Annotated in this window: 5 protein-coding genes, 2 tRNA genes and 3 rRNA genes; 7 read left to right on the top strand and 3 right to left on the bottom strand. The window is 45.3% G+C overall.

From position 1 onward, the window contains the following. The first annotated feature begins 13 nt into the window (after positions 1 to 13). The gene (locus JN178_RS16500; protein WP_202262480.1) at positions 14 to 1,330 is read left to right on the top strand and encodes a DUF5610 domain-containing protein; all 1,317 of its coding nucleotides are present in this window, start codon (positions 14 to 16) and stop codon (positions 1,328 to 1,330) included. Between the two features lie 73 nt (positions 1,331 to 1,403). On the opposite strand, the gene JN178_RS16495 is transcribed toward JN178_RS16500, so the two are convergent. Further along, positions 1,404 to 1,868 carry an RNA recognition motif domain-containing protein gene (locus tag JN178_RS16495; protein ID WP_202262479.1) on the bottom strand — a complete coding sequence of 155 codons (465 nt, stop codon included), beginning with the start codon at positions 1,866 to 1,868 and terminating at the stop codon, positions 1,404 to 1,406. Positions 1,869 to 2,356: 488 nt separating this feature from the next. Between JN178_RS16495 and JN178_RS16490 the strand changes: the two genes are divergently transcribed. From JN178_RS16490 to rrf, 5 genes are all read left to right on the top strand, one after another. After that, positions 2,357 to 3,889 (top strand): 16S ribosomal RNA (locus JN178_RS16490). A 77-nt stretch (positions 3,890 to 3,966) separates the two neighbouring features. Next, positions 3,967 to 4,042: transfer RNA gene (locus tag JN178_RS16485), tRNA-Ala, on the top strand. 44 nt (positions 4,043 to 4,086) lie between these two features. Next, a tRNA-Ile gene (locus tag JN178_RS16480) sits at positions 4,087 to 4,163 on the top strand. Positions 4,164 to 4,570: 407 nt separating this feature from the next. Beyond that, positions 4,571 to 7,444 (top strand): 23S ribosomal RNA (locus JN178_RS16475). Between the two features lie 134 nt (positions 7,445 to 7,578). After that, positions 7,579 to 7,694, top strand: a 5S ribosomal RNA gene (rrf, locus tag JN178_RS16470). Together the 16S, 23S and 5S rRNA genes with 2 tRNA genes alongside form the textbook arrangement of a ribosomal RNA operon. Positions 7,695 to 7,760: 66 nt before the next feature. Here rrf and JN178_RS16465 read toward each other — a convergent pair. After that, positions 7,761 to 8,339 carry a hypothetical protein gene (locus JN178_RS16465; RefSeq protein WP_202262478.1) on the bottom strand — a complete coding sequence of 193 codons (579 nt, stop codon included), beginning with the start codon at positions 8,337 to 8,339 and terminating at the stop codon, positions 7,761 to 7,763. A 201-nt stretch (positions 8,340 to 8,540) separates the two neighbouring features. Further along, positions 8,541 to 10,937, bottom strand: a complete 2,397-nt coding sequence (locus tag JN178_RS16460; RefSeq protein ID WP_202262477.1) for a DNA polymerase II — start codon at positions 10,935 to 10,937, stop codon at positions 8,541 to 8,543. Between the two features lie 175 nt (positions 10,938 to 11,112). Between JN178_RS16460 and JN178_RS16455 the strand changes: the two genes are divergently transcribed. Further along, the gene (locus tag JN178_RS16455) at positions 11,113 to 12,123 is read left to right on the top strand and encodes an MBL fold metallo-hydrolase (RefSeq protein ID WP_202262476.1); all 1,011 of its coding nucleotides are present in this window, start codon (positions 11,113 to 11,115) and stop codon (positions 12,121 to 12,123) included. The last annotated feature ends 1 nt before the right edge of the window (position 12,124 follow it).

Genomic DNA, 12,124 nt, shown 5'->3' with positions numbered 1-12,124 from the left:
TGAGGATCAAATTATGAACGTGGGTCAAATTAAAGCCTTTATGGGAGACCAAAAGGCTGAGCAAAAGGCATCAGTTCACCCGAATGAGGCGCTGAAAAAGCAATTGCAACAAGATGGGTTGCAACAAGCTGCCGAGTTTTCAAAGCAACAAGCGGCGTCGGTGTCGGTATCAAGCAGTCAGACCAGTATCGGACTACGTGTTGTCAGCAGCAGTCTTAACCAAACACTTGAGATTGACGGCCAAAAACCACAGGAATCGAAAGACAAAGCGATTGAAGAAAAGTCGACCAGTTTGTTCGATTTTGAAAAGGTGGCGAGGAACGTTCTTAAGTTTGTGGGGGGAGTGATTCGAGGTGCGGCGAATGGTGGGGCTAGTGATGAAAAGCTCACCGGATTATTTAGCCAAGCGAGAGAAGGTGTGAGTCGTGGCTTTGCTATGGCAGAAAAAGATCTTGCGGGGTTTATGAATGACGAAATTCAGCAAGGAATGACAAAAAGCCGTGACTTGATTGATACGGGCATTGACGACCTAGAAACAGACATTTTTGGTCGCAATGAAGCTACTGCAGTGTCATTAACGTCTTTAGAAGCAGTATCAGCGTCAGATGAAAAGTCAGGAAGCCTTTTAATCCGAACCAAAGATGGCGATGAGGTGACCTTTAGCTTTGAAAGTCTGCGGTCATTTCAGGCTTCGCAGCAATTGTCATTCACTGCACAAAATTCTGGTACGCAAAACGCGTCAGATGACAACGGCGCTGAAACAAGTAGTGATTCGCAATCGTTTACAGCTGAGCAAACCACTTCTTACCAATATTACGAAAGAAGCGGTATTAGTTTTTCGCTCAAAGGTGAGTTAGATGAAGATGAGCTTCAATCAGTTGCGGATCTCGTTGGGCAAGTTCAGGATCTTGCAGATACGTTTTATAGTGGAGACATAGACAAAGCGTTTGAAGAAGCACTCAGTTTGGGCTTTGATGATAAGGAACTGGTTGGTTACGCGCTTCAACTGAACAGGACAACACAAACAGAAGTCCTAAAGACGTATGAAAATATTCAGCATTATAATGATGAGAAAAGTGACAAATCGCAATTTGGAAATGTTGTGAGTCCAATCTCGCAATACCTAGATAAAATGATGAGCACATTTTCCAATGTAGAAAGTACGTTATCTAGCAATGAAGATTACAATACCTTAATTGCGGGACTAATTAGTAAAATGGAAGACGTTCAGGTGCCTGACTTGGTATCGGCAATAAATAGATTTCATACCTTTAACCAAACTTTGTTGCAAGGACTTCCGCAAAGCACAGAGACAACTGCTAATTCATAATTAGGAAGAGTTTGTAAATATAAAAAAGCCCGGAACGAGTCCGGGCTTTTGTTTATATCAACATGAACATACCTTAAGCGTGTTCGACCTTATCTTTCGCTGGGCGTACTTTTAGCGTACGTTCTTGAAAGATGGAATCGTTAGTTTTATCAATGACGCTATTTAGATCGTCAGTGATCACTTCAATAAAACCATAACCTTTACGCTTACCTGTTTTGCGATCCTTCATTAGGCGGACAGACTGTACTTCTATATAACTGCTAAAGTATTCCTTAACTGCACTCTCGTTTGCACGGTAAGGTAAATTACCTACGTAGAGTGTTTCAATGGAACCTTCTTGAGTGTTATCTCTGGCATCTGAGGAAGATGTGCTTTGAATAAGAGATGCTAGCCATGGTGTGACGATACCGCTAATGAGCAAAGCGGCGGACACGGTCAATGGAACGTGTACATTTAAACTAGCTGAAGAAAATAACAAATAACCTGCAATTGCAAAAATAGCGCTAATAACAGCGCATTGAATAAAGCCTACTTTCATATACCTACCTTTCTATTGTTTATTATGGGTTGGAGGCTGGTCATAGTTTACTCATTTGTAACAAATTGAACAATAAATTGTGAAAAAACTAGTCTAAAGGTGCATTTGATCATATGAAATGATGGAGAAATGAGCGGTTAACACTAAAATTGGGTTAAAATGCAAAAAAAGACAAATTAGCTGTTGATCTTTTCCAGTAGGTATCTATAATGCGCTCCACGTTCTGAGGGGGCTTCAAGTAAAATGAAGTGTTCAAAGAGCTAAGTGCGAAACCAAGTTTTCAAGCAAATAAAAAGTTTAAAAACAAGGTTGACATCAAAAATAAACGATGTAAAATGCGCACCTCACTCGAACAGGGTGAGTCACTAGGAAGCAAAGCTTCTAGTGAATTGCGACGAAGTCGCAACGTTCTTTAAAAATTTAGACAAGACAATCTGTGTGGGCACTCGTTAAGAGTGTCACAACGACGATTCATATTTCGATATATTTAATTGAAGAGTTTGATCATGGCTCAGATTGAACGCTGGCGGCAGGCCTAACACATGCAAGTCGAACGGTAACAGGATGTGCTTGCACATCGCTGACGAGTGGCGGACGGGTGAGTAATGCTTGGGAACTTGCCTTTGCGAGGGGGATAACAGTTGGAAACGACTGCTAATACCGCATAATGTCTTCGGACCAAACGGGGCTTCGGCTCCGGCGCAAAGAGAGGCCCAAGTGAGATTAGCTAGTTGGTGAGGTAAAGGCTCACCAAGGCGACGATCTCTAGCTGTTCTGAGAGGAAGATCAGCCACACTGGGACTGAGACACGGCCCAGACTCCTACGGGAGGCAGCAGTGGGGAATATTGCACAATGGGGGAAACCCTGATGCAGCCATGCCGCGTGTGTGAAGAAGGCCTTCGGGTTGTAAAGCACTTTCAGTTGTGAGGAAAAGTTAGTAGTTAATACCTGCTAGCCGTGACGTTAACAACAGAAGAAGCACCGGCTAACTCCGTGCCAGCAGCCGCGGTAATACGGAGGGTGCGAGCGTTAATCGGAATTACTGGGCGTAAAGCGCACGCAGGCGGTTTGTTAAGCTAGATGTGAAAGCCCCGGGCTCAACCTGGGATGGTCATTTAGAACTGGCAGACTAGAGTCTTGGAGAGGGGAGTGGAATTCCAGGTGTAGCGGTGAAATGCGTAGATATCTGGAGGAACATCAGTGGCGAAGGCGACTCCCTGGCCAAAGACTGACGCTCATGTGCGAAAGTGTGGGTAGCGAACAGGATTAGATACCCTGGTAGTCCACACCGTAAACGCTGTCTACTAGCTGTGTGTGATTTTAAATCGTGCGTAGCGAAGCTAACGCGCTAAGTAGACCGCCTGGGGAGTACGGCCGCAAGGTTAAAACTCAAATGAATTGACGGGGGCCCGCACAAGCGGTGGAGCATGTGGTTTAATTCGATGCAACGCGAAGAACCTTACCTACACTTGACATGCAGAGAACTTTCTAGAGATAGATTGGTGCCTTCGGGAACTCTGACACAGGTGCTGCATGGCTGTCGTCAGCTCGTGTCGTGAGATGTTGGGTTAAGTCCCGCAACGAGCGCAACCCTTGTCCTTAGTTGCCAGCATTAAGTTGGGCACTCTAAGGAGACTGCCGGTGACAAACCGGAGGAAGGTGGGGACGACGTCAAGTCATCATGGCCCTTACGTGTAGGGCTACACACGTGCTACAATGGCATTTACAGAGGGAAGCGAGACAGTGATGTGGAGCGGACCCCTTAAAGAATGTCGTAGTCCGGATTGGAGTCTGCAACTCGACTCCATGAAGTCGGAATCGCTAGTAATCGCAGGTCAGAATACTGCGGTGAATACGTTCCCGGGCCTTGTACACACCGCCCGTCACACCATGGGAGTGGGATGCAAAAGAAGTAGTTAGTCTAACCTTCGGGAGGACGATTACCACTTTGTGTTTCATGACTGGGGTGAAGTCGTAACAAGGTAACCCTAGGGGAACCTGGGGTTGGATCACCTCCTTACCATTACGTCGATAGACGCCTTGATGCAGTGCCTACACAGATAGTCTTGTTTAAAATGAAGAACGACACAAGTTTATGGGGCTATAGCTCAGCTGGGAGAGCGCCTGATTTGCATTCAGGAGGTCAGCAGTTCGATCCTGCTTAGCTCCACCATCTACTTGAAAATCTGAGCTTGAAAGCTTCAGGTTGTAGACTGAAGGCTTGTAGCTCAGCTGGTTAGAGCGCACCCCTGATAAGGGTGAGGTCGGCAGTTCAAGTCTGCCCAAGCCTACCATTTCTTACTTATACTGCGTTATCGTATCGCTCACGTGCTACTAGCACGCTACGCAATCCGATGCCTTGTCTAAGCAAGAAATAGATGGCAAAAATGTGTCAAAACGGAAGTTGAATCCTAATGAATATTTACTGTTTCAGTAAGCATTGATTAGGGTTTTTTACTCTAAGGATGAAAGTACTGCTTTTGCAGGAAACATCTAACGTTCTTTAACAATTTGGAAAGCTGATATTAATAGTAATCAATCAAAATTGAGTAACTGAGAAATCGAAAGATGACTTTTTACTCTACTTGACTGAATTGCTTGTTATCAATCGATGATTTGATAGCAAGGCAATTCTTCCGATTAGCTTGTCATTCATGCGACATAACTCAGGCAGAAGTCAAAAGGCTGTTTGGGGTTGTATGGTTAAGTGACGAAGCGTATACGGTGGATGCCTTGGCAGTTAGAGGCGATGAAGGACGTGTAAGTCTGCGAAAAGCTGTGGTGAGCCGACAAAATGCATTTGAGCCACAGATGTCCGAATGGGGAAACCCACCTATTTATAGGTATCGTTACATGAATACATAGTGTAACGAGGCGAACGAGGGGAACTGAAACATCTAAGTACCCTTAGGAAAAGAAATCAACCGAGATTCCCCTAGTAGCGGCGAGCGAACGGGGAGCAGCCCTTAAGCTGTTTAGAATTTAGTGGAATCCTTTGGGAAGAGGAGCGATACAGGGTGATAGCCCCGTACACGACGGATTCTTTACAGTGAAATCGAGTAGGTCGGGACACGTGTTATCTTGACTGAATATGGGGGGACCATCCTCCAAGGCTAAATACTCCTAACTGACCGATAGTGAACCAGTACCGTGAGGGAAAGGCGAAAAGAACCCCTGTGAGGGGAGTGAAATAGAACCTGAAACCGTATACGTACAAGCAGTGGGAGCCCTTCGGGGTGACTGCGTACCTTTTGTATAATGGGTCAGCGACTTATATTTAGTAGCAAGGTTAAGTGAATAACGGAGCCGTAGCGAAAGCGAGTGTTAACTGCGCGTTTAGTTGCTAGGTATAGACCCGAAACCCGGTGATCTAGCCATGGGCAGGTTGAAGGTTGAGTAACATCAACTGGAGGACCGAACCCACTAACGTTGAAAAGTTAGGGGATGACCTGTGGCTGGGGGTGAAAGGCCAATCAAACCGGGAGATAGCTGGTTCTCCCCGAAATCTATTTAGGTAGAGCCTCGGACGAATTCCATTGGGGGTAGAGCACTGTTAAGGCTAGGGGGTCATCCCGACTTACCAACCCTTTGCAAACTCCGAATACCAATGAGAACTATCCGGGAGACACACGGCGGGTGCTAACGTCCGTCGTGGAGAGGGAAACAACCCAGACCGCCAGCTAAGGTCCCAAAATATTGCTAAGTGGGAAACGATGTGGGAAGGCATAGACAGCTAGGAGGTTGGCTTAGAAGCAGCCACCCTTTAAAGAAAGCGTAATAGCTCACTAGTCGAGTCGGCCTGCGCGGAAGATGTAACGGGGCTAAGCAATATACCGAAGCTGCGGCAGCATGTTTACATGCTGGGTAGGGGAGCGTTGTGTAAGTGGATGAAGGTGAGTTGTAAAGCTTGCTGGACATATCACAAGTGCGAATGCTGACATGAGTAACGATAATGGGAGTGAAAAACTCCCACGCCGGAAGACCAAGGTTTCCTGTCCCATGCTAATCAGGGCAGGGTAAGTCGGCCCCTAAGGCGAGGCAGAAATGCGTAGTCGATGGGAAACGGGTTAATATTCCCGTACTTATATAATCAGTGATGGAGGGACGGAGAAGGCTAGGCAAGCTTGGCGTTGGTTGTCCAAGTGAAAGCGAGTAGGCCGAGAACTTAGGTAAATCCGGGTTCTTAAAGCTGAGACGCGAGACGAGCTACTACGGTAGTGAAGTTGTTGATGCCCTGCTTCCAGGAAAAGCTTCTAAACTTATGATTATGTGAACCGTACCCCAAACCGACACAGGTGGTCAGGTAGAGAATACTAAGGCGCTTGAGAGAACTCGGGTGAAGGAACTCGGCAAAATTGTACCGTAACTTCGGGAGAAGGTACGCCCCTGTTTGTGAACGCCTTGCGCGGTAAGCAGATGGGGGCCGCAGTGACCAGGTGGCTGGGACTGTTTATTAAAAACACAGCACTCTGCAAACTCGTAAGAGGACGTATAGGGTGTGACACCTGCCCGGTGCCGGAAGGTTAATTGATGGGGTTAGCGTATGCGAAGCTCTTGATCGAAGCCCCGGTAAACGGCGGCCGTAACTATAACGGTCCTAAGGTAGCGAAATTCCTTGTCGGGTAAGTTCCGACCTGCACGAATGGTGTAACCATGGCCACGCTGTCTCCACCCGAGACTCAGTGAAATTGAAATCGCAGTGAAGATGCTGTGTACCCGCACCTAGACGGAAAGACCCCGTGAACCTTTACTACAGCTTGGCACTGAACATTGAACCTACATGTGTAGGATAGGTGGGAGGCTTTGAAGCACAGTCGCTAGATTGTGTGGAGCCGTCCTTGAAATACCACCCTTGTATGTTTGATGTTCTAACATTGGCCCCTTATCGGGGTTGTGGACAGTGTCTGGTGGGTAGTTTGACTGGGGCGGTCTCCTCCCAAATAGTAACGGAGGAGCACGAAGGTTAGCTAATCACGGTCGGACATCGTGAGGTTAGTGCAATGGCATAAGCTAGCTTAACTGCGAGACAGACACGTCGAGCAGGTACGAAAGTAGGTCATAGTGATCCGGTGGTTCTGTATGGAAGGGCCATCGCTCAACGGATAAAAGGTACTCCGGGGATAACAGGCTGATACCGCCCAAGAGTTCATATCGACGGCGGTGTTTGGCACCTCGATGTCGGCTCATCACATCCTGGGGCTGAAGTCGGTCCCAAGGGTATGGCTGTTCGCCATTTAAAGTGGTACGCGAGCTGGGTTTAGAACGTCGTGAGACAGTTCGGTCCCTATCTGGTGTGGGCGTTGGATGATTGATGGGAGCTGCTCCTAGTACGAGAGGACCGGAGTGGACGAACCGCTGGTGTTCGGGTTGTCATGCCAATGGCATTGCCCGGTAGCTATGTTCGGAACGGATAACCGCTGAAAGCATCTAAGCGGGAAGCCGGCCCAAAGATGAGTCATCCCTGAACTTTAAGTTCTGGAAGGGTTGTTATAGACGATGACGTTGATAGGCAGGGTGTGGAAGCGTTGTAAGGCGTTAAGCTAACCTGTACTAATTGCCCGAGAGGCTTAACCATACAACGCCCAAGAAGCTTTAGGCTTTTGAGTGTTGTAGACAAGCTAAGCTCTGAAAAATGAGCAGAAAGTAGAGTGAAAAGTAGTTACTCACGATTGAATTGATATCCAGTTTTCTAGATTGTTACCAGTTTTTCCTGGCAGCCATAGCGATACGGTACCACCTGACTCCATTCCGAACTCAGAAGTGAAACGTATTAGCGCCGATGGTAGTGTGGGGCTTCCCCATGTGAGAGTAGGACACTGCCAGGTCCTAATTAAAGAAACCCGCCTTACGGCGGGTTTTTTGCTTTATGACGTTTAGTAGCGAAGTAAAAGCTATTCCGATTCAATTTCTTCAAAATAGGCACGATATTCCATTCGCGTGATTACTTGGTCATCGTTGTCATCCATTTCATCAAAGTCACCTTGGATTTCTGCAACTTCGATCTCTTTAGTCGTTAGTTTACCGTCGCTGTTGGTATCAATCTGCGTAAATCGATCATCGGCCATCGCTGACATTTCGGTACGAAGCTCTTTATTTTTTTCAGAGATCATCTCACCATCTGCTTTTTCCATTAACGCTACATCGCCGCGTTTAATCAACACCGCATCTGTGGTACTGGTAGTCTTAACTTTAGTAATAATTTCATCGCTGAACATAGACGGCTTTTCATCAACGAATATAGAAAACTCATTACGATTAACCATGTTGTCGCCATCTGTATCCATCATTGCTAACGTTTTGGCTTCAAGTGTGCCTTCAACCTCAGAAGCGACAATGAAACCATCGCTATTTGTGTCCATAGCATTAAAGCTAGTATCAACCTTTGTTTCATGATGGCCAGCAAACGCTGTAGATGAAATAGTTGCTGCCAATACTGCACTCATGATCGTACTAAGTTTTGTAGTCTTCATAATGTAAATCCTTCTATTTGAGAATAAATGTGAGCGATCAATTGCTCATTACTACACAACGAAAGACTATTCACTAGTTGTGCCAATGGTGTATCTAATTGAATATTATAGATATTGCTAGTTTTTTAACTGGTGGGCTTATAATGGCGGTATGTTAATACGTAACAACATTTGAAAGATGTTCATACAAACAAGAATGATTCAGAACAGGTTTAGCTGTTGATTAGTGAGCTTGTCGAAATCTGAGCCAATCAACGGCAATATACTATCTGCAATGGGTTTAATTTGCTTTTCAATATAGTGCTCGTAATCTAAAGGGGCGGAAACTGTGTCTGTCGTTTGAGGCCCTTGCACCGTTATTACGTAAGGTATTGTTGTATTGTTCTGGAATCGTAATGGTTCTCCTCGTTCTTTATAAAGTGCATCTGCTAGTCTGGCTGCTTTTACATGAGGAGGTATAGACTTTACATACGATGACAATGGCTTTCTCAGTCGTTTCTTATAAACAAGCAACGCATCTACGTTTCCCTGTCGAATGTCAGCTAATGTGTGCTCAATATAATTTTTAACCGGCTCTTTGTTAAACACCTTCTGATACAAAGTGTATTGAAAGTTCTTGGCAAGCTCTGTCCAATCTGAACGTACATTTTCCAGGCCTTTAAATATGAGCGTATTCGTTTCTACTCCATCAATTACTTCACTCTTTAAACCGGAATAACGTTTTTTGCTGCCTTGAGAAGAGCCGCGTATTGTTGGCATAAAAAAGGTCGAGAAATGTGATTCAAATTCAATTTCTAAATGGCACTCAATGTGAAATTGCGAACGCAGAAGTTCACGCCACTTTTTATTGATAAGCCCAGCAAGCTGCTTTCCTGTCTCTTTCGGAGTACCAAATGCATTATTGCCTTCAACGTGCACAAAAGTTGAATCGGTATCCCCATAAATAACGGTATACCCCAGTTCTTCTATCCAGCGTGCAGTGGTTTGCATAATTTCGTGACCGCGCAGGGTAATTGAACTGGCTAGCCGGGGGTCGTAAAAAGGACATCCTCCACTACCTAATACACCATAAAATGAATTCATAAGTATTTTAATGGCTTGGGAACGGGGCGCGTCATTTTGTTTTTTCGCCTCATCACGCTGACGCCAAAGGTTTTCAATGATATCTGGGAGAAAGTGTTTGTCGCGACTAAATACAGCGCCCTTAAAGCCCTCAATTGCGCTAGCGGGGTGCTTGAGACCTTCTGCTAACCCCAATGGATCGATTTTAAATGTTCGAATTATAGAGGGGTATAGGCTTTTAAAATCCAGTACCAAAACGTCTTGATACAATCCAGGTTTCGAATGCATCACATAGCCGCCTGGGCTGGCAAGCCCACCATTTTCAGGGCGAACACCAGCTACATAGCGTTCTCGGTGTAATTTGGGCAAATAAACATTGAGAAAGGCTGCGACAGAGCCTCCCGGACGGCTTATATCTAAACCTGTTAGCGTGCCTCTAAGTGCAAGAAAATCGATAAACTGGGTCGCGTGCTGTATTTGATTAACTAACACCGTGTCTTTAAAGTTGTAGTTAGCAAGGGCAATCGGATCGTTTTGATAGAGTTGTTTGATTGCTTCAAGTTTATTGTGATCTTGGATAAGCTTGTTTTCGCCCAATAGTACTTCTGATACATGATCAAGTGAGAAAGACTCAAATTGATAAGTCATTGTCTTAAGCGACTCTATACCATCAACAACAGCCCTGCCTGGCACATCTACAATCGTTTGGTCTTCCCACTCTCTTACCGAGGCTTCTCTGTCATGCCTACCGATTGCAAAGGGCAGTTTGTTATATTTGGCACGTCTTGCAATCACAGCCATATCAAACTGTTTGACGTTCCAACCTAGAATAATATCGGGGTCGAAAGCGCTAAGTCGTTGAAAAAAGTGTTCAAGCAACGTCGCTTCATCATCAACAACGGTTAACGTGTAATCTGTTTGCGCGGTACTTAATTCAATGTCGCTATTCAAAGTATCAGGCCTTTTCAGTATCACTTCGCTAAGGCCGTCGCCTGCTAGCGCAATGCTGAAAAGTGTCTCATGCTCGTCACACTCAATATCGATGCTAAGAGAAGAGAAAGTAGGGCGGTAGTTACCGGGTCTAATTTGCGCATTTTCAATGGTAACGGGTGACGATGCAGATTTACGGTCACTTGGGCTAAGAAATTCAATCGCGCCATAGACAAAGCGTTCCATTAGAAACCTATCTGCAACACGAATATCGGCTTCGTAGAGCGTCACCCCAACTTGCTTTGCGATTTGTCTTAGCTGATGCATGCGGCTTTCTGTGTCAGCTTTAACGGTTACAACTGCAACTTGCTCTAACGTTGTGAAACCATCGTCTGAAAAGGTTATGTGTTTCTGGAGTGTGTCCAATACTGCCAATAAGTCGTCTTGTTGTGTGGTTGCAACAAAGCAAACGGGCTGCTGAGGCTCAGATATCAGCCTTACTGTTGTTGTGTCTGTCTTTACCCATAATTCCACATGCACTTTTCCCGAACGAGTAAACGTGCCCTTGCTCAAAATGAAGCCCTGTTTTATTAGCGGTTTTGACATGTCGTGTAATGCAGAGAATGTATTTCAAAAGGCAAATATGTGTATATGTTTCTAAGTATACCCTTTGCTATCACCGACTCCTATAGATCTCTATTCGGCAGATACGTTTGTCTTTATACGATTGACGCGATAGAACACTTATATAGTGTGTGCACCGTTATAGATGGACAGGAAGATGAAATACCTTTTCGACGAACAAGTTGAGCCGGGTCAGTTAATTGAAATTGTTGACGGCGTATTGTGGTTAACAATGCCGCTTCCATTTGAGCTTGACCACATCAACTTGTACCTTATACGCGCTGAAAATGGGTGGGTGGTTGTTGATACAGGCTTAGGTACATCAAAAACCAAGGCGCTCTGGGAAACAATATTCGCTCAGCTAGATTCTCCAATATGTGGTGTCATTGTGACACATTTACACCCAGATCATATCGGCCTTGCTGGGTGGATTGCTGATAATTACAACGTGCCTTTTTACATGTCTCAAACGGAGTACTTTACTGCTCGTGCATTTGGTGCAGGGAGAAATGGCGCCACTAATGAAAGAGATATTGAGTACTATAAACGGGCGGGGCTCGATTCGACGTTAATTGAACAGCTAACTTCCGGCGGTAACAAAGGTTATAGTAGCGTCGTTTCTCCTGTACCTATCAGCTATACACGTTTAAAACACGATATGCAGCTAACGTTTGGAGGAGACACCTGGAAAGTAATTATCGGTCGTGGCCACTCGCCAGAGCATGTTTGCCTATTCAATAAAGAAAAAAACGTATTGATTTCGGGAGACCACATTTTACCGATCATCACCCCAAACATTGGCGCATACTCTACGGAGCCTGAGGCGAGTACACTAGAGGACTACCTAACAACGCTACCTCAATTCAAATTACTTCCTGAAAATACTATTGTATTGCCAGCCCACAAACTGCCCTTTGTGGGGCTTCATCAACGGGTAGATGAGTTGATCTGCCATCATCAGGAACATTTATCGGCGCTGGGTGAAGCGTGTAACAAACCACAAACACTAGTTTCATTGCTACCAGTAATGTTTAAAAGGGAGCTGTCGAGTCGAAACATGGTGTTTGCTGTTGCTGAATGTATGTCGCATCTTAATTATTTGGTGGCAAAAGGTAGGCTTAAAAGGTCGTTAAACAGTCAGGGTATTTATGAGTATGTCACGCACTAAT

The sequence above is a fragment of the Alteromonas sp. KC3 genome (assembly GCF_016756315.1).
GTDB lineage: Bacteria > Pseudomonadota > Gammaproteobacteria > Enterobacterales > Alteromonadaceae > Alteromonas.
The sequence above is the reverse complement of the archived record's forward strand: the minus strand, read 5'-3'. Positions and strand labels throughout refer to the sequence as shown.

Coding starts and splice junctions, on each gene's coding strand:
- JN178_RS16455 (WP_202262476.1), top strand. CDS start 11,113: ATGAAATACCTTTTCGACGAACAAGTTGAGCCGGGTCAGTTAATTGAA.
- JN178_RS16460 (WP_202262477.1), bottom strand. CDS start 10,937: ATGTCAAAACCGCTAATAAAACAGGGCTTCATTTTGAGCAAGGGCACG.
- JN178_RS16495 (WP_202262479.1), bottom strand. CDS start 1,868: ATGAAAGTAGGCTTTATTCAATGCGCTGTTATTAGCGCTATTTTTGCA.
- JN178_RS16500 (WP_202262480.1), top strand. CDS start 14: ATGAACGTGGGTCAAATTAAAGCCTTTATGGGAGACCAAAAGGCTGAG.
- JN178_RS16465 (WP_202262478.1), bottom strand. CDS start 8,339: ATGAAGACTACAAAACTTAGTACGATCATGAGTGCAGTATTGGCAGCA.